The organism is Terrabacter sp. R4-6 (assembly GCF_057529065.1).
This window is the reverse complement of the sequence record NZ_CP197224.1, coordinates 4361896-4387772: the sequence shown is the minus strand read 5'-3', so window position 1 is coordinate 4387772 and position 25877 is coordinate 4361896. Positions and strand designations below refer to the sequence as shown.

Below are 25877 nucleotides of genomic sequence, written 5' to 3'. Positions count from 1 at the left end.
TGCTGACTGCAAGGAGACGGACGAATGCTGCCCCGCCCCACCCCGCTGACCGAGCGTCACCGCGACGTCGACCGCAGGACGACGACCGGGCGCCTGCTCTCCGTCCTCGTCGTGACCGCCCTCCTCGCCGGCGTGCCCGGGCTCGCGACGGCACCGACGGCGTCCGCGGCCGGGCTGTCGGCGGTCCCGTCGCTGTCCGCCGTCACCGGCACCGCCCCGACGGCCGTCAGCCTCTCGGTCGTGGCGGGACCGACCCGAGGCGGCACGACGGTCGAGCTGTCGGGCACCGGCGTGGGGGCCACGACGACGGCCTGGTTCGGCTCGACCGCCGTCACACGCATCACGAAGGTGTCGAGCACCCGGGTCCGCGTCGTCACCCCGGCACACCCCGCCGGCGTGACCGGCGTCCGCGTCACCACCCCGGCCGGCACGTCGCCCCTCTCGTCGCGCGCGAGCTTCGCCTTCGACGCCGTCCCGACCGTCACCGCCCTGTCGTCCCGCACGGCAACGACGCGTGGCGGCACCACCGTGACGCTGACCGGCACCGGCCTCTACCGCACGAGCGTCGTGCGCTTCGGCACCACGCCTGCGACGGGCCTCACCCGTCTGTCCGCCACGCAGGTCCGCGTCACCGTGCCGGCACACACGGCCGGCGCCGTCGACGTCCGCGCCACGACGCCGGGCGGCACCTCGCCGGCGACCGTGGCCACACGGTTCACGTACACGACCCCGCCGGTGGTCACTCCGCCCACGGTCACCCGGCTGTCCGTCACCGCCGGCCCCGTGCGGGGCGGCACCGTCGTGACCCTCACCGGCACCCGGTTCACGGGCGCGAGCGCGGTGACCTTCGGTGCGACCGCGGCGCGGTTCACGGTGCTGTCGAGCACCCAGATCCGCGCGACGTCGCCGGCGCGACCGGCCGGGCTCGTCAACGTGCGGGTCCGGACCGCGGCCGGCACGTCGTACGGCTACTCCGCGAACGCCTTTGCCTACGAGTCAGTCCCGACCCTCACCGGGATCTCCTCCACGACGGGCCCCACGGCCGGTGGCGTCACCGTGACCCTGACGGGCACCGGTCTCGGCCGAGCCACCAGCGTCGCCTTCGGCTCCACGACGACGACGAAGGTCGTGCCGGTCTCGGCGACGACGCTGCGCGTCACCACCCCCTCGCGCCCGGCGGGCACCGTCGACGTCCGCGTGAACACACCGGGCGGCACCTCGGCCGTCACCTCGCGAGCCCGCTACGGCTACCAGGCGCCGCCTGCCGTCGCGTCCCTGTCCACCACGGCCGGGCCGGTCCGCGGTGGCACGGTCGTCACGCTCACCGGGGCGAGGTTCACGGGCGCGACCCGGGTCGCCTTCGGCGGCACGGCCGCCCGCTTCACCGTCCTGTCGGCCACGAGCATCCGGGCCACGGCGCCGGCCCACACGGCCGGGGTCGTCCCCGTCACGGTGACGACCCGCGACGGGACGTCGGCCCAGCACACGTCGAGCACCTTCGCGTACGTCCCGGTCCCGACCATCACGTCGCTGACCCCCCAGACGGGCCCACCGGCCGGCGGCACCGTCGTGACACTGACCGGCACCGACCTGGGCCGCGCCACCGCGGTCCGCTTCGGCACGGCCGCCGCCACCACCGTCGTGCGGGTCTCGGCGACGACCGTGCGCGCCACGACACCGCGCCACGCATCCGGCCCCGTCGACGTCCAGGTCATCACCCCGGGTGGCACGTCGGCCACCGGGGTCGGCGCACGCTTCGCCTACGGCTCTCCGCCGGTGGTCACGGGGCTGTCCATCAAGGCCGGCCCGCTGCACGGCGGCACGGTCGTGACGATCTCGGGTGCCCACCTGGCCGACGCCACGTCGGTACGCTTCGGCGCCGTCGCGGCCACCGGTCTCGTCCGGCTCTCCGACACCAGCATCCGGGTCACCGCCCCGGCACAGGCCGAGGGAAGCGTGGCCGTACGCGTCACCAACCCCAACGGCACGAGCCCCGAGAGCGCGACCGGCCGGTTCACGTACGTCGGCGTGCCCGCCGTGTCCGCCCTGTCGGTCCCGGCGGGTCCGCTCCGCGGCGGTGCCGTCGTCACGGTGACAGGCACCCGGCTGGGCCTCGCGACCGGCGTCGACTTCGGCGGCGTGGCCGGGACCGGGCTCGTGCGGGTCTCCGACACGACACTGCGGATCACGGCACCCGCCCACGCCGTCGGCACGGTCGACGTCCGCGTCACGACCCCCGGCGGCACGTCCCCCGTCATCCCGGCCGGTCGCTTCACCTTCCAGGCCGTGCCGACCGTCGTCGCTGTCTCCCCCACCCTCGCCCCGACGCAGGGGGGCGGCACCGTCGTCCTGACCGGCACGGCATACGACCGCGTCTCGTCCGTGACGTTCGGCGGTGTCGCGGCCACGGCGGTGACCCGCCTGTCCGCGACCCAGCTGCGGGTCACCCTTCCGGCCCATGTCGAGGGGGACGTCGACGTGCGCGTCACGACCCCCGGCGGCACCTCTCCCGTCGTCCCGGCCGGTCGCTTCAGCTTCCAGGACCCGCCCGTCGTCGCGTCGGTCTCGCCGGCCGCGGGGCCGCTCGCCGGTGGCACGGTGGTCACCCTGCGCGGCACGTCGTTCACCGACGTGCGCGACGTCCTCTTCAACGGCGTCGCGGCGACCGCGTTCACCCGGGTCTCGGCGACGCAGCTGACCGCGGTCGTCCCGGCGCGGATCGCGACCGGCACCATCCCGATCCGGGTCACGACCCGGGCGGGAACCGTCGTGCGCACCGACGGGTTCACGTACATCGCGGGGGCCACCCTGCGGACCGGGCAGTACCTCTCCTCCGCCACGGCCCTGCGCTCCTCGACGGGCGCGTTCGTCGCGACCATGCAGGCGGACGGCAACCTCGTCATCAGCACCTCGGCTGGCGTCCGTCGGTGGTCGAGCGGCACGACGGGCGCCGGCAACCGCCTCGCCGTCCGGGCCGACGGCAACGTCGTCATGCTCCGCACCAACGGCACGGTCGCGTGGTCGAGCGGGACCAACGGCTGGACGGGAGGCCTGCTCACCCTGACCAACGACGGCCTGCTCCAGGTGCGCCAGGGCACGACGACGGTGTGGGACCAGCGCGGCTACCGCTACGACCGGATGCTGCCGGGACAGGTGCTGCGTTCCGGTGAGTCGATCCTGTCCACGAGCCAGGCGTGGCGTCTGACGATGCGCTCCGACGGCAACCTCGTGCTGACGTCCGCCGCCGGTGTGCGGGAGTGGGCGACCTTCACCACGGGGACCGGCAGCACGGCCACGATGCAGACCGACGGCAACTTCGTCGTGCGCAACTCCCGCGGTGTGACGCTGTGGTCGACCGGGACGAGCGGGAGCGGGTCGGTCGTGCGCGTCCTCGGCAACGCCAACGTCGCCGTCTACCGCTCCACGACCGTCACGTGGGCCATCACCGGCGGCCCCGCACCGTCGAGCTGGAAGTGCTACTCGCGCGCCACCCAGGACTGCATCGAGCGGTTCGGCTACTACGGCCAGCGCGCGTGGAACTACCCCGTCGACCCGTGGGGCAACAACTGCACCAACTTCTCCGCGTACCGGCTCTCGCGGGACGGGGTGAAGAACCCGGGCAACCTCGGCAATGCCACGAGCTGGGACACGAACGCCCGGGCCAAGGGCTTCGCCGTCGACCAGAAGCCCCGCGTCGGCGACATCGCCCAGTGGAACTCCAACCACGTCGCCTACGTGGACTGGGTCAGTGCCGACGGCGACACCGTCGCGATCTCCGAGAGCGGTTACGGCGGAACGGTCCTAGGGGCGACGTACACGTCGATGAGCGGTCGCCGCATCCTCGAGCGCGGCAGCTACTCCTGGCCCTCGAACTTCATCCACTTCCGCTGACGACGAGGCCTCGGGACCCCGGACGGTCCCGAGGCCTTGTCGTGCCGCGCGCCGGGTGGGAGCCTGCGACGGTGACCCGGACCCTCTACGACGCCGTCGGCGGGATGCCCGCGCTCGTCTCCCTCGCGCACGCCTGGCACGAGCGCTGCCTCGCCGACCCGGTCGTCTCGCACGCCTTCTCGCACGGCTTCCACCCCGACCACACCGCGCGGCTCGCGGCCTACTGGGCCGAGGCGCTCGGCGGCCCACGGACCTACACGGAGTCCGTGACGAGCGAGTCGGAGGTCGTGCGGATGCACTCCGGCAACGGCCCGCACCGCGAGATGGACGAGCGTGCGGTCACGTGCTTCGAGCGGGCCGTCGAGGACGCCGGCCTCGCCGGCGACACGGACGTACGCGATGCGCTCGTGGCGTACTTCACCTGGGCCGTGGGCTACATGGGCTCCTACCACGGCTCGGCGGGCGAGGTCCCCGACGACCTGACCGTGCCCCGGTGGTCGTGGGACGGGCTCGTCGACGGCACCGACGCCCGTCTCCCGCAACACACCGAGTAGGTCACAACCCACCGCGATCCGATCCCGGTGGGCTGTGACCTGCTCGGTGTGTTGGCGGCGTTGCGTCGTGAGCGGGGTGGCGCTCGGCGGGTGGGTCAGCCCCAGTAGTCGTCGATCGTCTCGGGTCCCTCGTCGGTCCCGGCAGACGTGCGCCGCTCGGTGACCGTCAGACGCCCGCGGTAGAAGAGCATCGGCCGGCCGGACTCACCGTCCTCGAGGTCGAGCACCCGACCGACGACGACGTCGTGGTCACCGGCGACATGGACCTGCTCGACCGAGCAGTGCACGCGCATGAGCACACCGGGCAGGCTCGGACCACCGTGCTGCGACGGCTCCCAGTCCAGAGACTCGAACCGCGCGCCGCCCGCGGAGCCGAACCGTGCGATGAGGTCGTGCTGCTCGTGCCCGAGGACGTTGACGGTGAAGCGCCCGTCGTCACGCATCCGCGGCCACGACCTGCCGCGGTGGTCGGCACAGAAGAGCACGAGCGGCGGGTGCAGGGAGACCGACGCGAAGGACTGGCAGGCGAACCCGACCGGCTCACCGCCGTCGGCGAACCCGGTCACGATCGTCACCCCGGTGGCGAAGTGGCCGAGCGCGTGGCGCATCCGCTCCGGAGTCGGCTGATGCGTCATGCCGGATCCTGCGGACGGCCGGGCTCACGCGCCTCGCCGAACGCCTGCACGAGGGCTGCCAGGCGGGACGCCTCCCGGCCGGCGAGCGGACCGTCGGCCTTCTGGATCGCCATGACGGCGACCGTGTCGCCGTCCTCCAGGTCGAGGGTGACCCAGGGCTCTCCCCCACCGAACTGGATACCGACGATCTCGGCCCACTCGAGCGTGCGGGTGAGCACGAGGTTGCGCACGACGAGACCGGCGCGGCTCGGCACCGCGCGGATCGACGCGTAGCGCCAGGCGAGGAAGGCGACCACGACACCGAGTCCGAAGAACATGAGACGGTCGCCGAGGCCCCACCGGCCGTCGACCTGCGCCGGCATGACGACGGCGATGATGCCGAAGACGGCGAGCGAGGCCCAGACGACGCCGAGCGCGACGGCGCGACCCCGCTTGGGCCGGAAGGGTGCCCACGCGGCGGAGTCCGCAGCCGGGTCGTGCTCCGGCCGGGAGGAGGGTTGCTGCGTCATCGGGTCACGTCCGTCGCCCACCGTTGCCCACCCTTGCCGACCGTCACAGCCGGCAGGCGGCGATGTCGGTCACGAGGATCGCCCGCGCGCCCAGGTCGTAGAGCTCGTCCATGAGCCGGTTGCGGCCGACGCGCGGCACCATGGCCCGCACGGCGACCCAGGCCTCGTCCTGCATCGGCGAGACCGTGGGCGACTCGAGGCCCGGCGTCAGCCGGCAGGCCCGGTCGACGAGGTCCCGGGGGCAGTCGTAGTCGAGCATGACGTAGGTACGGGCCGTGAGGACGCCGGCGACGCGTCGCTGGAGCACCTCGATGGCCTGGTCCTCGCCGGGGCCGTCGCCGCGGATGAGGACGGCCTCGGACTGCAGGATCGGCTCGCCGAACACCTCGAGCCCCTGCTGGCGCAGGGTCGTCCCGGTCTCGACGACGTCGGCGATGCAGTCGGCGACCCCGAGGGTGATGGCCGTCTCGACCGCGCCGTCGAGGCGCACGACCTCGGCCGACAGCCCTCGCGCGGCGAGGTCTGAACGGACCAGGTCGGCATACGACGTCGCGACGCGCCTCCCGGCGATGTCGTCGACGGTGGCCACGTGGCCGGGCTTGCCGGCATAGCGGAAGGTCGAGGCCCCGAAGCCGAGCGACATGACCTCGACCGCGCTCGAGCCCGAGTCGAGGAGCAGGTCGCGGCCGGTGACGCCGGCGTCGACCGTGCCGGAGCCGACGTAGACCGCGATGTCGCGGGGGCGCAGGTAGAAGAACTCGACGTCGTTCTCGGCGTCGGTGACGACGAGCTCCTTGGTGTCACGGCGCACGCGGTAGCCCGCCTCGCGCAGCAGCTCGACGGTCGCGTCGGAGAGAGAGCCCTTGTTGGGCACGGCGATTCGCAGCATGGGGATGGGAGTCCTCAGAGGTGGGAGTAGACGTCGTCGAGCGAGATGCCCTTGGCGAGCATGAGGACCTGCAGATGGTAGAGGAGCTGGCTGATCTCCTCGGCGGCCTCGTCGTTCGACTGGTACTCGGCGGCCATCCACACCTCGGCCGCCTCCTCGACGATCTTCTTGCCGATCGCGTGGACGCCGGCGTCGAGCTGCGCGACGGTGCCCGAACCCTCGGGTCGCGTCTGCGCCTTCTCGGCCAGCTCGGCATACAGCTGCTCAAAGCTCTTCACGGTGCCCCAGCCTACGGGCCGGGCAGCCGTGCCCCCGACGGTGCTCACGTCGTGGCGACGCCACGGAGGGCGGCGACGGTCGCCACGGCCGCCGACGCGGCCTCGTGACCCTTGTCCTCCGCGGACCCGGGCAGCCCGGCCCGGTCGAGGGCCTGGGCCTCGTCGTCGCACGTGAGGACCCCGAAGCCGACCGGCGTGCTCGTGCGCACCGAGACATCCGTGAGGCCGACGGTCGCGGCCTGGCAGACGTAGTCGAAGTGGGGCGTGCCACCGCGGATGACGACGCCGAGCGCGACGAGGGCGTCGTAGCGGTCGGCGAGGCTCGCGCACGCGACGGGCAGCTCGAACGTCCCGGGGACGCGGACGACGTCGACGTGCGTGACGCCGGCGTCGGCGAGGCCGCGGCGCGCGCCGTCGAGCAGGCCGTCCATGACCTGCTCGTGCCAGCTCGCCGCGACGACCGCGACCCGCAGCCCGGTGCCGTCGGTGGCGATGGTGGGGGCGCCGTCCTTCATGCCGTCTCCTTGCCGTGCCGGTCGGTCGTGACCGGGATGTCGTGACCCATGCGCTCGCGCTTGGTCGTGAGGTACTGCTCGTTGTCCGCGCCCATCGGCCCGTGCAGCCGCTCGACCGCGACGACGTCGAGACCGAGGTGCCGCAGGGCCGAGACCTTGTTGGGGTTGTTCGTCAGGAGCACGACCTGCGTCGCACCGAGGTCGTGCAGGATGGCCGCGCCCGCGGCGTACTCCCGAGCGTCGACGGGCAGCCCGAGCGCCGTCTGGGCGTCGACGGTGTCGGCGCCCCGGTCCTGCTGGGAGTAGGCACGGAGCTTGTCGACGAGGCCGACGCCGCGGCCCTCGTGGCCGCCGAGGTAGACGACGACGCCCCCGTCGCGCCCGACGCGCGCCAGCGACGCCTGCAGCTGGGGCCCGCAGTCGCAGCGCAGGGACCCGAAGGCGTCGCCGGTCAGGCACTCGGAGTGCAGGCGCGTGACGACGGGTCCGCTGCGGCCACGGCCCTGCAGCCCGCGCGGGCTGACGAGGGCGACGTGCTCGTCGCCGGTGAGCGTGTCGCGGTACCCGTGCGCGGTGAACGTGCCGTGGACGGTCGGGATGCGGGTCGTCGCGAGCCGCTCGACCCGGTCGAGGCGCTGGCGGTGGTCGATGAGCTGCTCGATGGTGATGACCGGGAGGCCGAACTCGCGGCCGAGCTCGAGGACGGCGTCGAAGCGCATCATCGTGCCGTCGTCGTGGACGAGCTCGCCGATGACCCCGACGGGCGAGAGGCCCGCGAGCCGAGTCAGGTCGACGGCCGCCTCCGTGTGGCCCGGACGCGTCAGCACGCCGCCGTGGCGGGCACGCAGCGGCAGGATGTGCCCGGGCCGGATGAGGTCGGCGGGCGTCGAGTCCACGTCGGCGAGCACCCGGACGGTGTGCAGGCGGTCGGCCGCGCTGATGCCGGTCGTGACGCCCGAGGCCGCGTCGACCGACACGGTGTAGGCGGTGCGCAGCGGGTCGCGGTTCTCGGCGACCATGAGGGGCAGCTCGAGCCGGTCCGCGATCTCGTCGGGCATCGGCGCACAGAGGTAGCCGGACGAGTGGCGGATCGTCCACGCCATCCAGTCCTCGGTGGCCGTCTCCGCCGCGAGGACGAGGTCGCCCTCGTTCTCGCGGTCCTCGTCGTCGAGGACGAGGACCGGCCGGCCGGCCTGGAGTGCCTCGAGGGCCACCTCCACGGTGGAGAGGCTGGTCATGACTCGACCTCCTGTCGGTCGCTCCGTCGGCGGGTGAGCAGTCGCTCGACGTACTTCGCGATGACGTCCACCTCGAGGTTGACGACGTCGCCGACTCCCTTGTGCCCCAGGGTGGTCAGGTCGAGTGTCGTGGGGATGAGCGAGACGCCGAACCCGTCGTCGCCGACGTGGGCGACGGTGAGCGAGACGCCGTCCACGGTGATCGAGCCCTTCTCGACCACGTATGCCGCGAGGCCGGGCGGGAGCGTGAAGTCGACCGTCTCCCAACGGTCCCCGGGCGTGCGCGCCGTGATGGTGGCGGTGCCGTCGACGTGCCCCTGCACGACGTGACCGCCGAAGCGGCCGTCGGCCGGCATGGCGCGCTCGAGGTTGACGCGGTCGCCGGGGGCGAGGGCCCCGAGGCTGCTGCGGTCGAGGGTCTCGGCCATGACGTCGACCGTGAAGCCCGACGCGTCGTGCTCGGTCACGGTGAGGCAGACACCGTTGACGGAGATGGAGGCGCCGTGCGTGGCGTCGCTGACGACGAGGGGGCCGTCGATGCGCAGCACGGCCGAGTCGGCGCCGTGCTCGATGGCTGCGACGGTGCCGAGCTCTTCGACGATTCCGGTGAACATGTCTGTCTCCTCAGGGTTCTGCGTGCACTCGCTGGGTGGCGCCGTCCGGCTCGTCCCTGGTCAGGGCGTCTCCCGTCGCGCCGTCAGCGCTCGGCTCGTCGGCGGCGGGCACGGCGTGGATGCGAACGTCTCCCCCGACGACCGTCACGTCGACGAGGTCGAGGCGGCGGACGTCCGCGATGGTGGCGATGCCCAGGTCGGCCACCGCGGCCCGGCCCGAGCCGAGCAGCGCGGGCGCGACGTAGGCGTAGACGTCGTCGACGAGCCCGGCCCGGAGGAACGCTGCCGCCAGCCTGGGGCCGCCCTCGAGCCACACGTCGCGGACTCCTCTGTGCCACAAGCGATCCAGGGCCTCGCGAGGGTCACGGGTGGTCAGGTGCAGCACCTCTCCCGGCCCGTCGTGGAGACGCGCCCCGGCCGGCAGGGGGCGCTCTCCCATGACGACGCGGAGAGGCTGCTGCGGCGCGAGCGCGCCACCCGGCATACGCACGGTGAGGCGGGGGTCGTCGGCGAGCACGGTGCCGGTCCCCACGAGGACGGCGTCGCGGGTGGCGCGCAGCGCGTGCACGTCGGCGCGAGCCGCGTCTCCCGTGATCCACTGGCTGCTCCCGTCGGCCGCCGCACTCCTGCCGTCGAGGGTCGTCGCGAGCTTCCACGTGACGAGCGGTCGACCGCGGGCCACGCTGCGCGCCCAGCGCTCGTTGAGGGCGGCCGCCTCGTCGGCGAGCACTCCCCCGGTCACCTGGACCCCGGCGGCGTGCAACCGCTCGGCGCCGCCGGCGGCGTCCGGGTTGGGATCGGACTGCGCGAAGACCACGCGGGCGACACCCGCCTCGACGAGAGCCTCCGCGCACGGGCCGGTGCGGCCCGTGTGCGAGCAGGGCTCGAGCGTGACGTAGGCGGTCGCCCCCCGTGCGGCGGCACCGGCCGCGCGCAGGGCCTCGATCTCCGCGTGCGGCGTGCCGGCCCCGTGGTGGTGGCCCTCACCGACGACGGCGCCGTCCGCGGCCACGATGACGCAGCCGACCCGCGGGTTGGGGTCGGGCCACGGCCCGGAGGCGGCGAGCCGGAGGGCTCGTCGCATCCACGCCGGGGCGGCCGTGTCACCCATGGGTCAGCTCGACGTCCCGGTCAGCTGCGGCTCGACGTCGGGCTCGCTGACCCGCGAGACCTTGACCCACTGGGTGAAGCCGTAGATGACGAAGAGGCCGTAGAACGTGTAGAGGACGCCGGTCGGCACGTAGTCGGTCGCGAAGGCGAACGGCACGCCGACGAGGTCGACGGCGATCCAGGCCAGCCAGAACTCGTTCCAGCCGCGCGCCATGGCGTACGTCGCGACGATCGATCCGACGAAGATCCAGGCGTCGCACCAGTAGAACCACCACTCGGGCGTGAAGAACGGGTTCGGCGAGAGGTTCCACAGCCAGACGAACGCCTGGTGCACGACGACCGTGGCGACGAGCCAGAAGGCGACGACGGCGACGCGCTCGCGGGTCGTGGCCCACCGCGGGGTGATCGCGACGCCGCTCGAGTCTCCGGCGTGGTTGAGCCGGCGCACCTGCGACCAGCGCCACCAGCCGTAGATGCTCGTGATGATGAAGAAGACCTGCCGGCCGGCCTGCCCGAAGAGCGGGATGCGCTCGTCGGCGCCGAAGACGGCGCCCAGGTAGACGAAGAACAGCATGATGTTCGCGAGGATCCCGACGGGCCAGGCCCAGACCCACCGGCGCATGCCGAGGTAGGCGGAGGCGAGTCCGATGAGGACGCCGATCAGCTCGAGCCAGTGCAGTTGGTAGGGCCCGATCGGGATGGTGGCGTCGATGGCCTGTTGGAAGACGTTCTTCGTCTGGTCAGCCAGAGCAAGAGCCTGCATGTGGTGTTCGTCCTTGGTCGTTCGTCGTGGCACGGACGAACTCCGGGGTAACTCCACACGCCAACGTGGTCGAGCCGGAACGGACGACGCCGACGGCCCAGGCCACGACGGCCTGTTTCGTGCTGCCTCCCATCCGGACTTTCACCGTCGGTCCCGGAATTTCACCAGGTCAACCGGCCGCTGGATGCGGTCGGGTCGCGGACTGTAACCGCCGGCTCGGAATTACACCGACCCCGGAGCACGTACAGCCAGTATGCACCCGCGTCGGTGGGCGACGCACGTCGCGCCCGCGTGACGGCCACCACGACAGGTCTGCTCACCGTCCGTGGGCGCCCCCCTGTTCAGCGCTGCTGCCCCCGCTGCAGTGCCAGATGGACGGTGGTCGGGTCACCGGGGTCCACGAGGGCGTACCGGGACCACGCGGGATGCGTGGTCGAGGTGCTCGCGCACCATCGGGATCCCTCGGTCACGCGAGGACTGCCGAGGGCGACCATGACGTCGTCCGACACGTCGCCGGGCACCGCGACCGCGCCGCCGAGACCACCCTGCTCGCAGAACGCGGTCGCTGTCGACCGGTCGACCCGGAAGGCGAAGAGATAGCTCTCGGTACCGATCGGACCGCCGTGGGTCCCGACCTCGGTGACCGTGGCCGTGGCCGGCAGTCTGAGCCCGGACCGCTCGACCGCGTCGACGGGTGTGCCGACCGGCCTGCCGGACGCGTCCGTCGAGCCGAGCGGCGCGTAGGCGAACCAGCCGAAGCCGACGCCTCCGTCCGGCACGGCCGTCGTGCTTCCGCCCGGCTGGTTCGGGGTGCCGCACCCGGCGACGGCCGCAGCGGTGGCGACGGACACGAGCGCGGCCATGAGGACTCGTGGCCCGCGTGTCATGTCTCCCCCGTCCCGGCCATGTGTGTCACCGCCCTGGGCTCCAGTGTGGCGCGCCGCGTCCACCGACCACGGCACAACACGATCCTCGATCGTGTCGAAATCGCCGTCAGCCGTTCGTGTAGTAGGCATGACGCGGACAACAGGGTCCGCCGCAACAGAAGGAGCCCGTCGTGGCCGAGTACCTCCTCTACTTCAACCAGCAGTGGGTCGGTGACCACTCCGAAGAGTGGTTCCGTGGTCGCGGACCGCTCGCGATGGCGGTCGTCAACGAGATGAAGGCCGCCGGCGTGTACGTCTTCGCCGGGGGCCTCGAGGAGGAGGACGGTCCCGTCTACCACGCCGACCCCACGAGCGGCAGCGTGCTGGTCACCGACGGGCCGTACGTCGAGACCAAGGAGTTCCTCGGTGGCTTCGCCATCGTGAGGGTGCCCGACGACGAGACGGCGAAGATGTGGGCCGGTCGGATCGCCGAGGCGTGTGGCTGGGCGCACGAGGTCCGCCGCTTCAAGCCGCAGCCGAAGGTCGACTGACCGCGGCGGTCGCCGTGGCTGGCGTCGTCAGTGCCGGTGCGTGAGCGCCAGCGCGCGCAGCTCGTCGACGGCGGCCGCGGCGTCCTCGGCCCCGTAGACCGCGGAGCCGGCGACGAACACGTCGGCGCCCGCCTCGGCGCACTGCTCGATCGTGTCGGCGCTGACGCCACCGTCGACCTGGATCCAGATCTCGCCGCCGTGGCGGCGCACCGCCTCGCGCACCTGGCGCACCTTCGGCATCTGGTCGGCCATGAAGGACTGGCCGCCGAAGCCCGGCTCGACCGTCATGACGAGCACCATGTCGAGGTCGGGCAGCAGGTCCTCGTAGGGCGCGAACGCCGTGCCGGGCTTGAGCGCCATCGACGCCCGGGCCCCGGCCGCGCGCAGGGTCCGCGCCAGCGCCCGGGGGTCGCGGGCCGCCTCGACGTGGAAGGTCACCGACTGGCAGCCGGCCTCGGCGTAGGCCGGCGCCCATCGGTCCGGGTCCTCGATCATCAGGTGCGCGTCGATCGGGACCGGGGTCACCTTCAGCAGCGCCTCGACGACCGGGAGGCCGAGGGTGAGGTTCGGCACGAAGTGGGCGTCCATGACGTCGACGTGCGCCCAGTCGGCGTTCGCGATGCGCCCCAGCTCCGACTCGAGGTTGGCGAAGTCGGCGGAGAGGATGCTCGGTGAGATCTGCACGCGCACAGCCTAGGGGCCGGTGGCCGGCGTCAGGCAGCACCCTTCGTCCACACCGACACGTGCGACTCCGACTCCGCGGTGAAGGGAGTGCGGTCCCAGTCCGCCCAGCGGTGCGTCAGGGTCAGGCCCGCGATGCGCGCCATGAGGTCGAGCTCCGACGGCCACACGTAGCGGTGCGCGGAGCCGGCATACCTCGCCACCTCCCGACCCTGGGCGTCGTGCAGCCCCTCCCGGACGTAGTGGTGCGACACGCACTGCTGCGTGACCACGTCGACCGTGTCGAAGCCGACGTGGCGGCTCCCGACGTGGAAGGGCACGGCGGTCTGCCCGGGCGGCATCCGACGCAGCTGTGGCACGAAGACCTCGACGACGAAGCTGCCGCCGGGCGCGAGCTGCTCGGCGACGGTGCGGAAGCACTCGACCTGCTCGTCCTGGGTCAGCAGGTTCGTGATCGTGTTGTAGACGAGGTAGGCCACGCGGTAGCCGCTGCCGACGCGGGTCGTCGCCATGTCACCGATGGTGACGGGGATCCCGTCCCCGCCGGGCTTGCGTCGCAGCTCGGCGACCATCGCCTCCGAGACGTCGATGCCGTGCACCTCGACGCCGCGCTCGGACAGCGGCAGCGCGACCCTGCCCGTGCCGATGGCGAGCTCGAGCGTGGCTCCGTCGCCGGCGAGGTCGTGCAGCACGTCGACGGTCGGCCCGAGGACCGCCGGCGCGAACATGTGTGCCGATCCCGCGTCGTACGTCGGTGCCACCCGCTCGTCGAAGGGGGTGGGCTCGAGGTCGTCGATCGCGTATGCCGTCACGGCCCCACCCTGCCCACGGCTGCGCGGGCGCGCGAGCGCTTTTCGGGCGCTACCGCTTGCGGAGCAGGGCGAAGAACATCGCGTCGGTGCCGTGGACGTGCGGCCAGAGCTGGACGTAGGGCCCCTCGCCGAGACCCGTCAGCTCGCGACCGGACGCGTCGACGAAGAGCGGCCGTGCGTCGATGAGCTCCACGTCGTCGCGCCGCTTGAGGATGTCGGTGACGACGAAGCGTGTCTCGTTGAGGTGGGGGCTGCACGTGGCATAGCCGACGAGCCCTCCCGCCGCGGTGGCCTCGATGCCGGACTCGAGCAGCTCCCGCTGCAGCCCGGCCAGGGCCGCCACGTCTCCGGGGCCGCGCCGCCAGCGCGCCTCGGGACGACGCCGCAGCGCCCCGAGACCCGTGCACGGGGCGTCGATGAGGACGCGGCTGAAGCCGCCGGGCTCGAGCTCGCCGAGCTCGCGCCCGTCGCCGTGCCGCACCTTGAGGCTCGTGTCGAGCTCGCGCGCCTCGGCGCGCGCGGCCGCGAGGGTCTGCCAGACGAGGTCGGCGCGGTGCTCGCTGATCTCGTTGGCCACGAAGGGGATCCGGCGCTCGATGGCGAGGGCTGCGAGCAGCCCGGCCTTGCCGCCGGGTCCGGCACAGAGGTCGAGCCACCGCTCGTGCTCGGCGGCCTCTCCCTCGGTGTCGGCAGCGGCCAGGGCGAGCACGAGCAGCTGGGAGCCCTCGTCCTGCACGGCCGCGCGACCGTCGCGCACGGCCGCGATCGCTCCGGGGTCGCCCTCGGGCAGCGTGGCACCCACGGGACTGAGCCCGGAGCGCTCTGCGCCGGCATCCTCGAGCTCGTCGAGCGAGGCGAGGCCCGGGCGCGCGACGAGCGACACCTTGGCCGCGGCGTTGTCGCTCTCCAGGAGCGCTGTCAGCGACTCCCCGACGTCGGTCGGTCCCGCGGCACCGTGCCCGATGAGCGCGGCCCTCAGGGCCTTGGCGATCCACACGGGATGAGACGTGCGCAGCGCGAGGCGCTCGACCGGGTCGGCGACGTCCCGGGTGACGAGGTCGGTCCACTCCTCCGGCTCGCGCTCGCTGATGCGCCGCATCACGGCGTTGACGAAGCCGGCGGCACCGGCGCCGTTGACCTGCCGCGCCAGGGCCACGGTCTCGTCGACGGCGGCGTGGCTGGGCACGCGCATGCCGAGCAGCTGGTGCGCCCCGAGGCGCAGCGTGTCGAGCACGTTGGCGTCGATCTTGTCGACGGGCCGACCGGCGGCCGACGCGATGATCGCGTCGTAGAGACCGGACAGGCGCGTGGCGCCGTAGACGAGCTCGGTGGCAAAGCCTGCGTCGCGGCCGCTGATCCGCTTCTCGCGCAACAGCTTCGGCAGCGCGAGGTTGGCGTAGGCACCGTCGGCGATCTCGCGCATCGCGGTGTAGGCGGCGAGCCTGGGCGCGTCGGTGCGCCGGGCCCGCTCTGACGGCCGCTGCTCGGACCGGTGACCGGCCGATCGCTCCCGGGCCTGGGGCCGCTGGCGCTCTCCCCGGCGCCCGTCGCCCGGTCGTCCGTCGCCCGGTCGTCCGTCGCCCCGTCGCCCGTCACTCATCGCCGACCCGCTCCCCCGCCTCGATGCGCGTGCCTCGCGCCCAGTCGGCGGCCGGCATCGGCTTCTTGCCGTGCGCCTGCACCGTGCCGAGGCGCACCGGCCCGGTGCCGGTGCCGACGAGGACGGCCTTCTTCGTCACCCGCAGCTCGCCGGCGCCGAGGGCGTCCCCGGTGGACGCGTCGGCGCCGTCGGCGCCCTCCGCGAGGGTCACCGGCGACACCTTGAGCCGCTCACCGCGGAAGGTGGTCCATGCGCCGGGCGCCGGCGTGCAGCCCCGCACGAGCCGGTCGACGGCGGTCGCCGGACGGGTCCAGACGATGTGGGCGTCCTCGACCTCGATCTTCGGGGCGAGCGACACGCCCTCGGACGGCTGCGGCACGGCGACGAGGTCACCGGACTCGAGCCCGTCCAGGGTCGCGACGAGCAGGCCGGCCCCGGCTGCCGACAGCCGACCCAGCAGGTCGCCGGCGGTGTCGGTGGGCCGGATCGTCTCGGTCATGACGCCGAGGACGGGGCCGGTGTCGAGACCGCGCTCGATGACGAACGTCGACGCTCCGGTCACCTCGTCGCCGGCCATGATCGCGTGCTGGACCGGCGCCGCCCCCCGCCACGCGGGCAGGAGCGAGAAGTGCAGGTTGATCCAGCCGAGCCGCGGGATGGCGAGCGCGTCGGGCGGGATGAGGTTGCCGTAGGCCACGACGGGGCACGCGTCGGGCGCGAGCGCCGTGAGGGCCTCGAGGAAGTCGGGGTCCTTGACCCGTGCTGGGGTGAGCACCGGGATCCCGAGCTCGTCCGCCCGGCGGCGCACGGGCGAGGCCTCGAGCCGCCGGCCCCGGCCCGAGGGGGCGTCAGGGCGGGTGACGACGCCGACGAGCTCGTGGCCCGAGGCTGCGACGGCATCGAGGCTGGGCACAGCCGCCTCGGGGGTGCCTGCGAAGACGACTCTCATGTCACATCGCCCGGCCGAAGGTCGAGTGCGGGCTGATCCGCACCTCGGGTGGGTCCTCGGCGAACCACTCCGCTGCTCGGATGGCCCGCATCGCCTCGCGGCGTGCCTCGGGGTCGAGCCGGTCGAGGAAGAGGATGCCGTCGAGGTGGTCGGTCTCGTGCTGGACACAGCGCGCGAGCAGCTGGGTGCCCTCCAGCACGACGGGCTCCCCCCACATGTTCTGGCCCTTGGCGACGACGGACAGGGCGCGTCTGGTGTCGAACGCCAGACCCGGGATCGAGAGGCAGCCCTCGGGACCGTCCTGCTCCTCGTCGGAGAAGTCGAGGACGGGGTTGACGAGGTGGCCGAGCACGCCGTCGACCCAGTACGTGAAGACCCGCAGGCCGACGCCGATCTGCGGGGCCGCGAGGCCGGCGCCGGGGGCGTCGAGCATCGTGTCCTCGAGGTCCTTGACGAGCACGCGCAGCTGCTTGTCGAAGTCGGTGACCTCGGCGGCGGCGGTCCGCAGGACCGGGTCACCGAAGAGTCGGATGTCCTTGATCGACACAGGTCTCCAGGGGTCGGGAAAGGCGTGGGGCGCCGCCAGTCTAGGACCGCGGCGGCCCGTCGGCCTCGGCGCCGGCGGCTGCACCGGTCACGTCGCGGGTCGGGTCAGGCGTGGCTGCATCTCCGGGCGACCCGACCGCGGCCGGGTCTTCGCTGCTGCGCCCCAGCTCACGCACCGACCGCGACAGCAGCGCGGAGAGGGAGATGACGACGTAGACGCCGGCGCTGACGAGCATCAGCACCTCGGTGTCGACGGTCGTCGCGAGCCAGCCGTAGAGGAACGTCCCGATGGGGATGGCGACGAACGACCCGAGCGCGTCGTAGCTCGACACGCGTGAGAGCACCGAGACGGGGACGTGCTCGTGCAGGGCCGTGCTCCAGCCGACGCCGAAGACCTCCACGGCCGCGCCGGCGAGGAAGAACCCGATCGCGACGGGTACGATCGCCGGCGCGACGCCGAGGAGGACCATGGGGACGGCAAGCACGCAGATGGCGAGCATCCCGGCGCGAAGCGGTCTCCGCAGCTGCAGCCGCAGCATGACGATGGTCATCAGGACGGTGCCGGCGGCCTCGGCACTGAGCACGACGCCCCACCCCGCCTCGCCGATCGAGGCGGACGACTTCGCGATGAGCGGACCGAGCACTCCGACGATGCCGGAGTGGATGGCGTTCGTCAGCCCGAAGACGAGGACGATGACCCACAGCCACTCGCGGCTCGTGAACTCGCTCCACCCCTCGCGCAGCTCACGCACCATCGAGTGCTGCGGGCCGCCTGCCTCCTGGGACCGACGGGGCAGACCGACGCGCGTCAGGCAGACGATCGCGACGACGTAGGTCAGTGAGTCGACGGCGAGGGCCCACCCGGGCCCGACACCGACGACGAGCAGGCCGGCGATCGCCGGTCCGATGATCGACAGGCCGCTGCGGCTGAAGGAGAGCAACGCGTTGGCCTGCTGGAGCCGTCGGCGGTCGACGACGAGCGGGACGATGCCCATCATCGCGGGCATCGTGAAGGCCGACACCGCGCCGTTGACGCCCTCGATGACGGTCAGCTGGGTCAGTGTGGCGTCGCCGCTGATGATGAGGTACGCCGAGAGCGCCTGGGTGAGGCACGTCAGCACGTGTGAGACCTGGAGCACGACGATCCGCGAGAAGCGGTCGGCGACGACTCCCCCGACGAGGAGGAAGACGACCATCGTCAGGGTCCGCACGCCGAGCACCTGCGCGAGCGCCGCCGCCGACTGGTCGATGTGGAGCACGGCGAACGCGAGGGCGACGGGCACCATGACCGAGCCGGCCGTCGAGACCGTCCGGGCCGCGAAGTACCACGCGAACCTGCTGTCGGCCAGGGCGCCCAGCGACTCCCGGACCTTCATGACGTCTCCTTCCCGTCGCGGAGCCGGAAGGCGGCCACGGACAGGGCGGTCCGGATGGTGCCCTCGGTGCGTGGCGGGCGTGCCGACGCGTGCAGCAGGGCGCTCGCCTCGTGGACGAGCGCCGTGACCTTCTCCCAGACCTCCGGCTCGACCCAGAGGTCGGCGTCGGTGAAACGGCTCTGCGTGCCGGGAGCGAGCTCGAGGAAGCGCCGCGGGATCATGTCGGCGAGCACCCGCACGTCGGCGAGCCGGTCCTCGTTCCGCGCGGCCTGCGGACGCACGACCGCGGCGTCCCACGGGTGGCGGTACTTCTTGGCCCTGCCGCCGCGCACCGTCTCCTCCCCCGCGACCTCGAGCAGGCCTGCGGCGTGCAGCAGGCGCAGGTGGTAGCTGGCGTTGGCCTGGGTGACGTCGAGCTCGCGTGCGACCTCGGCCGCGCTCAGCTCGGCGCCGGTCAGCAGCGAGAGCATCTGCAGCCGCAGCGGGTGGGCCGTGGCGCGGAGCTCGCTGATCCGCTCTTCCTCCAAAGACATGTTTGGGAGTATGCCGTCCGGCTCAATCGACCGTCAAGCATTCCTTTGGAGGTCGTCCCTTCGGTCGGTCCGAAGGCTTCAGCCCTGGCCGTAGGCGAGGTGCACGACGCCGCTGTCGTAGGCCTCGGTCTCGAACAGTCGCAGCCCCGTGACGCCCTCGTCGGCGAAGAGCCGCTCCCCCGCGCCGAGCACGACGGGGAAGACGAAGAGGTGCAGGCCGTCGACGAGCCCGTCCCGCAGCAGCGCCCGGACGAGCGTGCCGCTGCCGCTGACGTAGAGCGACCCGTCCACCTCGTCGCGCAGGCCGCGGATCACGTCCGCGTCGTAGGGGCCCAGGACGCGGGAGTTGTTCCACTCGGGATCGCGCAGCGTCGAGGAGACGACGTTCTTGCGGGCGCCGTTGAAGAAGGACGCGCCGGGGTCGTCGTCGTCGCTGCGGGCCGACCAGGCGGGCGCGAACATCTCGTACGTCCGGCGCCCGAGGAGCAGCTCGGAGCCGGGGGCGGTCAGGCGCGCGATGGCCTCGCCCATCTTCGGATCGAAGGGGAACTCGGCCGTCCAGCTCGGGCTCTCGTACACCCCGTCGAGCGAGATGAACTCGTGGACCTCGATGCGTCCCATGTGCTGCCTCCTGTCGGTCGTGGTGCTCAGTCGGTGGGCCGGTCGTCGCGCTCGACGTCGAAGGTGAAGCCCTGCTCCCGCAGCCGCTCGACGAGGACCTCCCCGAGCGCCGTCGCGGGCGTGCAGACACCGCTCCGTCGCGGCAGTCCGTCGTCGAGGGCAAGGGCCAGGGCGGTCTGGCCGAGCATGACCGCCGTGCCGCCGTAGCCCGGGTCGTAGTCGGCCCCCACGCGCGTGCGGTAGCGCGCACCCGTCGTCGTCGTCGAGCGGATCTCGAGCCGGAAGCGGCCGGCGGCCTGAGCCTCCGGGCTGGGACCCTCGCCGGGCCTGGGCAGGAAGCGGTCGATGACGGCCCGGGTCGGACGGAACGCCATGCCTGCCACCACCCCGCCGAGCCCGACGGCCATGCCACCGGCGAGGACTGGCGACATCGGGCCGGAGCCGAAGTCGGTCGCCTCGCGGTAGCGCAGGTCGCGGCCGTAGGACCAGTCGGTGAGCGTGTTCGACAGCCGCACGATGCGCGTGTTGAACGACGCCATGACGAACGGCCCGGTCCAGCGACCGGTCGACGGGTCGCGGTCGACGGGCACGAGCCGACGGAGCCGACCGAGGACGCCGGTGGCCGGGCGACGACCCGAGGACGGCTCCTCGGAGCGTCGGGGGCTGAGCGCATACGAGTCGCCCAGCACGCGGCGGGCGCCTGCGTCGGCACGGGCCGTGATCGCCTGCTGGCGGGCGGAGTCGATGGTGCCGCCGGAGAAGCCGCCCTTGAGCGAGCGGACGAGCAGCGTCGTCTCCGCCAGGGTGCCCTCACCGTCCGCGGCCACGCGCTGGGCCGTCGTGAGGACGCCGAGGTCGGAGGGGATGGAGTCGAAGCCGCAGGCGTGCACGATGGCGGCGCCGGTCTCGCGGGCCCGGGCGTCGAGCTCGTCGAGGGACCACCGGACGAAGAGCACCTCGCCGGTGAGGTCGGCGTAGTGCGTCCCTGCCTCCGCACAGGCACGCGCGACCTCCTTGCCGTACGTGGCGTACGGGCCGACGGTCGTGGCGAGGACGCGCGTGCGTCCCGCCAGGGCGCGGAGGGCGGGAGCGTCGGTCGCGTCGACGGCCACGAGCTCCCAGCCGGCCGCGGCCCGGCCGAGCTCGATGCGCAGGGCCTCGAGCTTGGGGCGCGACCGGCCGGCCAGGGCGATCCGCACGTCCGGCCCGGCGTGGGCGGCGAGATGGGCGGCGGTCAGGGCCCCGACGAAGCCGGTGGCGCCGTAGAGGACGATGTCGAGCTCGCGTTCGGGCATGCCGTCACTCTGTCACGACGGCGTCCCCGTGACGCCACGGAGACGCCCGCGAGACGCCGGCGAGACATCACCGGAGACCCGACGGCGGGTCAGAACGTGTCGAGCGGGTCGACCCGCACCGCCACGACGTCCGCCTCCTTGCGCGCCGAGCGAAACGCCTTGAGCGCCAAGAGCGCCCGGGTCAGGGACTCCGTCTCTGAGGCAGGCACCCGCACGAGCACGTGGTGGTCGGCGACGGCACGCTCGGGCTCGCCGTCGACCGCGGACCGACGGGGCGGGGCACCCGCGTGCGAGAGGCGGACCGGACCGAGCACCTGGGCGGCTGCGGGGAGGTCGGCCTGCTCGAGCGCCTCCTCGAGGGCGCGCCGGCCACCGGTCAGCTGGGCCACGCGCACGGCCGGCGGGAGGCCGAGCTCACGCCGCTCCGCCAGCTCACGGGCCGCGAGCCACGCGGGGTCCCATCGCACGAGCGCTTCGACAGCAGGCAGCGCGACGGCCTCCGGGGCGCCGCTCAGCACGACGGCACGCCCTTCGCGGGCCAGCGCGGCCGCAGCCATCCACCGGCGCACCGCCTCGAGGGGCGCATCGAGCACGGGGAGGTCGAGGCTCGCCCACGCGTCGAGCAGCAGCACCGCGGTGTAGCCGCCGTCGGCGACCGGCTCGGCTCCAGGGGTCGCGATGACGAGGGACGGCTCGCGCCCGACGACGGCGAGCACCTCGCCGGAGCCCGACGTGTGGACCGGGAAGCCGGGGAAGGCGCGGCCGATCTCCTCGGCGGTGCGCCGCGCGCCCGTGACCGACGAGCGCAGGCGTCGCGAGCCGCAGTGCCCGCACTCGAAGCCGTCTCCGGTCAGTGCCAGCCCGCACCACCGGCAGGCCGGGGACGTGCCCGCGGCACCGAGGGCGACCGGGCCCTGGCATCGGACGCACCGCACCGGTGTCCGGCACTCGGCACAGCTGAGGGAGGGCAGGTAGCCCCGCCGCGGCACCTGCACGAGGACCGGTCCGTCGACGAGGGCGTCCTTGGCGACCCGCCACGCCCGGGAGGGGATGTGGGCCCGAGCCGCCGGGCCGTCGCGCTCCTCGTCGACGCCCTCACCCGCGATGGTGACGCGGGGGGCAGCTGCGCGCACGGTCGGGGCGTCCGCCTCGACGGGCACGAGGGCGCCCGCCTCGACGGCGACCTGGACGCGCAGGCTCCGCCCGAAGCCTCCCGTGAGCAGGGCCGCCCCCGTCGCGGCGGCCCGCAGCCCGAGCACGACCCCCACGTGGTGGTAGGGGGCACGCGGCTCGGCGAGCAGGTCGTCACCGTCGTCCCACCAGACCACGAGGCCGAGGTCGTGCACGGGGGCGAAGGCGGCCGCGCGGGTGCCCATGACGACCCGGACGTGGCCGCGCAGCACCTTGAGCCAGGCGGTGTAGCGGGCCTGCGGGCCCTGGTCGGACGTCAGCCGCACGTGCCGTCCCTTGCCGAGGACGGCGGTCAGGGCCGCGTCGAGGCGGTCGACGTCGCGGTGGTCGGGCACGACGACGACCGCGCCCCTCCCCGCGGCCAGCGCCGTGGCCACGGCGACGGCCAGGGCGGCCGGCCAGTCCGCGACTCCCGCGCGCCCAGGCAGTGCGGCCCACGCCGCGGCGGGAGCCTCACCGGAGGCGACGCGACGCAGCCACGCCGGACCCGCCGGGTAGGCGGCCCACGGCCCGGGGTCCGGCGCGGCGAGCTCGTCCTGGGGCGGGCACTCCATCGCGAGGTTGCGCTCGGCCGTGGCGTGGCGCTTCGGCACCGCGAGGCGCAGGACGTCGCTCAGCGTGCCGGCATACCGGTCGGCGACGGCGCGGCAGAGGGCGAGGACCTCGGGGGTCAGCACCGGCTCGGGACTGACGACCCGGCGCAGCGGCGTCAGGCGGCCGTCGTGCTGCGGCCGATCCCGTCGTTCGACGACGAAGCCGTCGAGCTCACGGCCCGAGAAGCGCACACGCACCCGCGCACCGGGGACTGCGGTCGCGTCGAGCTCCTCCGGCACGGCGTACTCGAAGACGCGGTCGAGGTGCGCGAGCGGGGTCTCCACGACGACGGCAGCGACCGGCCGTCCGGCCGGTCGCTGCTTGGTCTCGTCGTCGCCCACGGGGGCGAATCTAGCCTCAGCGGGAGACGGCCGTGCGCAGGGCCTCGACGCGGTCGGTGCGCTCCCACGTGAACGGGTTCTCGACGCCGTCGGCCTTGGTGCGGCCGAAGTGGCCGTAGGCGGCCGTCGGGCGGTAGATCGGGCGGAGCAGGTCGAGCGCGTCGACGATGGCGGCCGGGCGCAGGTCGAAGACGTCGCCGATGGCCTGCTGGATCTTGTCGACCGGGACGGTCTCGGTGCCGAAGGTCTCGATGTAGAGGCCGACGGGCTGTGCCTTGCCGATGGCGTAGGCGACCTGGACCTCGCAGCGACGGGCCAGACCCGCGGCGACGACGTTCTTGGCGACCCAGCGCATGGCGTAGGCGGCCGAGCGGTCGACCTTGCTCGGGTCCTTGCCCGAGAAGGCGCCGCCGCCGTGGCGGGCCATGCCGCCGTAGGTGTCCACGATGATCTTGCGTCCGGTGAGACCGGCGTCGCCCATGGGGCCACCGATCTCGAAGCGGCCGGTCGGGTTGATCAGGGCCCGGTAGGCGGAGACGTCGAGGTCGGTGCCGCTCTCGCGCAGCTCGGCGAGGACGGGCTCGATGACGTGGGCCCGGATGTCGGGCTCGAGCATGCCCTCGAGCGACACGTCGGGGGCGTGCTGGGTCGAGAGCACGACGGTGTCGAGGGAGACGGCGCGGTCGCCCTCGTAGGCGATGGTGACCTGCGTCTTGCCGTCGGGGCGCAGGTAGGCGAGCTCGTCGCTCTTGCGCACCTGCGTCAGGCGCTCCGAGAGGCGGTGCGCGAGGTGGATCGGCAGCGGCATGAGCTCGGCCGTGTCGTCGCACGCGTAGCCGAACATCAGGCCCTGGTCACCGGCGCCCTGCTTGTCGAGCAGGTCGTCGACGTCACCGGTGCGGTGCTCGTGCGCCGTGTCCACGCCCTGGGCGATGTCGGGCGACTGCGCGCCGATGGAGATGGAGACGCCGCACGTACGACCGTCGAAGCCCTTCTGCGAGCCGTCGTAGCCGACCTCGAGGATGGTCTCGCGCACGATCTTCGGGATCTCGACGTAGGCCGTCGTGGACACCTCGCCGGCGACGTGGACGAGTCCGGTCGTGACCATCGTCTCGACCGCGACGCGCGCCTGCGGGTCGTCGGTGAGCAGCGCGTCGAGGATCGAGTCGCTGATCTGGTCGCAGATCTTGTCCGGGTGTCCCTCGGTGACGGACTCGGACGTGAACAGACGTGCGGACACTTGCTCTCCCTCGGTCGGGTGCGGAGTTGGTGCGGGTGGTTCGGCGGCCCCGGTCCTGCGGATGGCAGGCCATGCTGGGGCGAGAGTCTAGTGCTCAGTCCAGCAGGGGCGAGATGGTGTCCCACAGCGCGTCGGCGACGGCGTCCTTGGATGCCGGTCCGACCGTCGTCGCCTCGTCGCTGCCGCGGCGGAGCAGGTGCACCGTCGTGTCGTCCTTGCCGAACGTCAGGTCGGTGCCCACCTCGTTGACGACCTGCAGGTCGCTGCCCTTGCGGGCGAACTTCGCGCGCGCGTGGTCCATGACGCTGCCCCGGGCATCGCCCGTCTCGGCGGCGAAGCTGACGATGAAGGGCGTGGCCTCTCCACGCGCCTCGCGTGCTGCGACGAGACCCCGGACGATGTCGGGGTTCTCGACGAGCTCGACCCGCAGGCCGGCGTCGGGGTCCGAGGACTTCTTGATCTTGCTCTCGCTCACGTGTGCCGGGCGGAAGTCGGCCGGCGCGGCAGCCATGACGACGACGTCGGCGTCGGCCGCCGCGTCCTCGACGGCGCGCTGCAGCTCGAGCGTCGTCTCGACATGCACGACGTCGATGCCCTCGGGCACCGGGAGAGCGACGTTGGCGGCGACGAGGGTGACCTTCGCCCCGCGGTCGGCGGCGGCGCGCGCGATGGCCACGCCCTGCTTGCCGGACGAGCGGTTGCCGAGGTAGCGCACCGGGTCGAGGGGCTCGCGCGTGCCGCCGGCGGACACGACGACGCGGCGACCCTCGAGGTCACGCGGCGGCTCGCCCGCCACGACGGCGCCGTCGCCCGACACGATCGCCAGGCACGCGGCATACAACGCCTCGGGCTCGGGGAGCCGGCCGGCGCCGGTGTCCTTGCCGGTGAGGCGTCCGACGGCGGGGTCGATGACGTGCGCCCCGCGCGAGCGGAGCGTGGCGACGTTGGCCTGCGTGGCCGGGTGCTCCCACATCTCCGTGTGCATCGCCGGCGCGAAGGCGACCGGGCACCGGGCGGTGAGCAGGGTGTTGGTGAGGAGGTCGTCGGCGAGGCCGTGCGCGGCCTTGGCGAGCAGGTCGGCGGTGGCCGGGGCCACGACGACGAGGTCGGCGGACTGGCCGATGCGCACGTGCGGGACCTCGTGGACCGACGCCCACACCTCGGTGCTGACGGGCTTGCCCGAGAGGGCCGACCACGTCGGCGCCCCGACGAACTGGAGCGCCGCCGCGGTGGGGACGACGGTGACGTCGTGCCCGTGCTCGGTGAAGAACCGGAGCAGCGAGCACGCCTTGTAGGCGGCGATGCCGCCACTCACCCCGAGGACGACGCGCATCGGCTGCTCCGGACCCGTCGGGTGGCTCAGGCCTCGGTGGGCGTCGAGGTCAGCAGGCCCTCGTTGATCTCGCGCAGCGCGATCGACAGCGGCTTCTCGTGGACCTCGGTCTCGACGAGCGGGCCGACGTAGTCGAGCAGGCCCTCCTGCAGCTGGGAGTAGTAGGCGTTGATCTGGCGCGCGCGCTTGGCGGAGTAGATGACGAGCGCGTACTTCGAGTCGGCGGCGGTCAGGAGGTCGTCGATCGGCGGGTTGGTGATGCCGATGGGAGCAGCCTGGGTACCGGACACAGTGATCTCGTTTCGTTGGTTTCAGCGGGCTTGAGGTGCGTGCCGCGACGTCGACGGCGGTG

The 25877-nt window shown here is 73.2% G+C and carries 26 protein-coding genes and 1 riboswitch; of the genes, 3 read left to right on the top strand and 23 right to left on the bottom strand.

Annotated elements, in window-relative coordinates; translation table 11 throughout:
* Positions 1-24: 24 nt before the first annotated feature.
* Positions 25-3891 carry an IPT/TIG domain-containing protein gene (locus tag ACSSS0_RS20260; RefSeq protein ID WP_487229407.1) on the top strand — a complete coding sequence of 1289 codons (3867 nt, stop codon included), beginning with the start codon at positions 25-27 and terminating at the stop codon, positions 3889-3891.
* A gap of 71 nt (positions 3892-3962) precedes the next feature.
* Complete coding sequence (locus tag ACSSS0_RS20255) at positions 3963-4445, top strand: globin domain-containing protein (protein ID WP_487229406.1); 483 nt, start codon at positions 3963-3965, stop codon at positions 4443-4445.
* A 95-nt stretch (positions 4446-4540) separates the two neighbouring features.
* Here ACSSS0_RS20255 and ACSSS0_RS20250 read toward each other — a convergent pair whose 3' ends face one another.
* The 10 genes from ACSSS0_RS20250 to ACSSS0_RS20205 form a co-directional block, all read right to left on the bottom strand.
* Positions 4541-5080 carry a flavin reductase family protein gene (locus ACSSS0_RS20250; protein ID WP_435986214.1) on the bottom strand — a complete coding sequence of 180 codons (540 nt, stop codon included), beginning with the start codon at positions 5078-5080 and terminating at the stop codon, positions 4541-4543.
* Positions 5077-5589, bottom strand: a complete 513-nt coding sequence (locus tag ACSSS0_RS20245) for a PH domain-containing protein (RefSeq protein ID WP_435986215.1) — start codon at positions 5587-5589, stop codon at positions 5077-5079. Before ACSSS0_RS20245 ends, ACSSS0_RS20250 begins: the two co-directional genes overlap by 4 nt.
* Positions 5590-5632: 43 nt before the next feature.
* Positions 5633-6478: an ATP phosphoribosyltransferase gene (gene hisG / locus ACSSS0_RS20240; RefSeq protein WP_487229405.1), complete on the bottom strand. Its 846-nt coding sequence runs from the start codon at positions 6476-6478 to the stop codon at positions 5633-5635.
* 14 nt (positions 6479-6492) lie between these two features.
* The gene (locus tag ACSSS0_RS20235; RefSeq protein ID WP_028785574.1) at positions 6493-6756 is read right to left on the bottom strand and encodes a phosphoribosyl-ATP diphosphatase; all 264 of its coding nucleotides are present in this window, start codon (positions 6754-6756) and stop codon (positions 6493-6495) included.
* Positions 6757-6800: 44 nt separating this feature from the next.
* Entirely contained in the window at positions 6801-7271 is a 471-nt protein-coding gene (ribH, locus tag ACSSS0_RS20230; protein WP_487229404.1) for a 6,7-dimethyl-8-ribityllumazine synthase, read from the bottom strand.
* Positions 7268-8509 carry a 3,4-dihydroxy-2-butanone-4-phosphate synthase gene (gene ribB, locus ACSSS0_RS20225; protein ID WP_487229403.1) on the bottom strand — a complete coding sequence of 414 codons (1242 nt, stop codon included), beginning with the start codon at positions 8507-8509 and terminating at the stop codon, positions 7268-7270. Before ribB ends, ribH begins: the two co-directional genes overlap by 4 nt.
* Positions 8506-9123: a riboflavin synthase gene (locus ACSSS0_RS20220; protein ID WP_487229402.1), complete on the bottom strand. Its 618-nt coding sequence runs from the start codon at positions 9121-9123 to the stop codon at positions 8506-8508. Before ACSSS0_RS20220 ends, ribB begins: the two co-directional genes overlap by 4 nt.
* 10 nt (positions 9124-9133) lie before the next feature.
* Positions 9134-10234: a bifunctional diaminohydroxyphosphoribosylaminopyrimidine deaminase/5-amino-6-(5-phosphoribosylamino)uracil reductase RibD gene (gene ribD, locus ACSSS0_RS20215; RefSeq protein ID WP_487229401.1), complete on the bottom strand. Its 1101-nt coding sequence runs from the start codon at positions 10232-10234 to the stop codon at positions 9134-9136.
* Between the two features lie 3 nt (positions 10235-10237).
* On the bottom strand, positions 10238-10996 hold the full coding sequence (gene pnuC, locus ACSSS0_RS20210) for a nicotinamide riboside transporter PnuC (protein WP_435986221.1): 759 nt from the start codon (positions 10994-10996) through the stop codon (positions 10238-10240).
* A gap of 116 nt (positions 10997-11112) precedes the next feature.
* Positions 11113-11241, bottom strand: a riboswitch (FMN riboswitch).
* 96 nt (positions 11242-11337) lie between these two features.
* A complete protein-coding gene (locus tag ACSSS0_RS20205) occupies positions 11338-11883 on the bottom strand; it encodes a hypothetical protein (protein WP_487229400.1) in 546 nt (181 codons plus the stop codon).
* A 170-nt stretch (positions 11884-12053) separates the two neighbouring features.
* Between ACSSS0_RS20205 and ACSSS0_RS20200 the strand changes: the two genes are divergently transcribed.
* Positions 12054-12413, top strand: coding sequence for a YciI family protein (locus ACSSS0_RS20200; protein ID WP_487229399.1), 360 nt, complete (start codon positions 12054-12056; stop codon positions 12411-12413).
* A gap of 27 nt (positions 12414-12440) precedes the next feature.
* Here the strand turns inward: ACSSS0_RS20200 and rpe are convergent, their stop codons facing one another.
* The 13 genes from rpe to rpoZ all read right to left on the bottom strand — a co-directional run bounded on the left by rpe (position 12441) and on the right by rpoZ (position 25815).
* Positions 12441-13097, bottom strand: a complete 657-nt coding sequence (gene rpe / locus ACSSS0_RS20195) for a ribulose-phosphate 3-epimerase (RefSeq protein WP_487229398.1) — start codon at positions 13095-13097, stop codon at positions 12441-12443.
* Between the two features lie 29 nt (positions 13098-13126).
* A complete protein-coding gene (locus ACSSS0_RS20190; protein WP_487229397.1) occupies positions 13127-13906 on the bottom strand; it encodes a methyltransferase domain-containing protein in 780 nt (259 codons plus the stop codon).
* 49 nt (positions 13907-13955) lie between these two features.
* A complete protein-coding gene (locus ACSSS0_RS20185) occupies positions 13956-15506 on the bottom strand; it encodes an RsmB/NOP family class I SAM-dependent RNA methyltransferase (protein ID WP_487229396.1) in 1551 nt (516 codons plus the stop codon).
* Positions 15499-16455 (bottom strand): methionyl-tRNA formyltransferase, encoded by a 957-nt coding sequence (fmt, locus tag ACSSS0_RS20180; RefSeq protein WP_487229395.1) that lies wholly within the window; start codon positions 16453-16455, stop codon positions 15499-15501. The genes ACSSS0_RS20185 and fmt overlap by 8 nt, the downstream gene beginning before the upstream one ends.
* A gap of 1 nt (position 16456) precedes the next feature.
* The gene (gene def, locus ACSSS0_RS20175) at positions 16457-17002 is read right to left on the bottom strand and encodes a peptide deformylase (protein ID WP_487229394.1); all 546 of its coding nucleotides are present in this window, start codon (positions 17000-17002) and stop codon (positions 16457-16459) included.
* Between the two features lie 40 nt (positions 17003-17042).
* The gene (locus tag ACSSS0_RS20170; RefSeq protein ID WP_487229393.1) at positions 17043-18377 is read right to left on the bottom strand and encodes an MFS transporter; all 1335 of its coding nucleotides are present in this window, start codon (positions 18375-18377) and stop codon (positions 17043-17045) included.
* A complete protein-coding gene (locus ACSSS0_RS20165) occupies positions 18374-18910 on the bottom strand; it encodes an ArsR/SmtB family transcription factor (RefSeq protein WP_487229392.1) in 537 nt (178 codons plus the stop codon). Before ACSSS0_RS20165 ends, ACSSS0_RS20170 begins: the two co-directional genes overlap by 4 nt.
* 78 nt (positions 18911-18988) lie before the next feature.
* Positions 18989-19531 (bottom strand): dihydrofolate reductase family protein, encoded by a 543-nt coding sequence (locus ACSSS0_RS20160; protein ID WP_487229391.1) that lies wholly within the window; start codon positions 19529-19531, stop codon positions 18989-18991.
* Positions 19532-19557: 26 nt separating this feature from the next.
* The gene (locus ACSSS0_RS20155; protein WP_487229390.1) at positions 19558-20826 is read right to left on the bottom strand and encodes a saccharopine dehydrogenase family protein; all 1269 of its coding nucleotides are present in this window, start codon (positions 20824-20826) and stop codon (positions 19558-19560) included.
* An 89-nt stretch (positions 20827-20915) separates the two neighbouring features.
* Positions 20916-22952: a primosomal protein N' gene (locus ACSSS0_RS20150; protein ID WP_487229389.1), complete on the bottom strand. Its 2037-nt coding sequence runs from the start codon at positions 22950-22952 to the stop codon at positions 20916-20918.
* Positions 22953-22968: 16 nt separating this feature from the next.
* A complete protein-coding gene (gene metK, locus ACSSS0_RS20145) occupies positions 22969-24192 on the bottom strand; it encodes a methionine adenosyltransferase (protein ID WP_487229388.1) in 1224 nt (407 codons plus the stop codon).
* A gap of 94 nt (positions 24193-24286) precedes the next feature.
* On the bottom strand, positions 24287-25525 hold the full coding sequence (coaBC, locus tag ACSSS0_RS20140) for a bifunctional phosphopantothenoylcysteine decarboxylase/phosphopantothenate--cysteine ligase CoaBC (RefSeq protein WP_487229387.1): 1239 nt from the start codon (positions 25523-25525) through the stop codon (positions 24287-24289).
* 26 nt (positions 25526-25551) lie between these two features.
* Entirely contained in the window at positions 25552-25815 is a 264-nt protein-coding gene (gene rpoZ / locus ACSSS0_RS20135) for a DNA-directed RNA polymerase subunit omega (RefSeq protein ID WP_020143994.1), read from the bottom strand.
* Positions 25816-25877 lie beyond the last annotated feature (62 nt).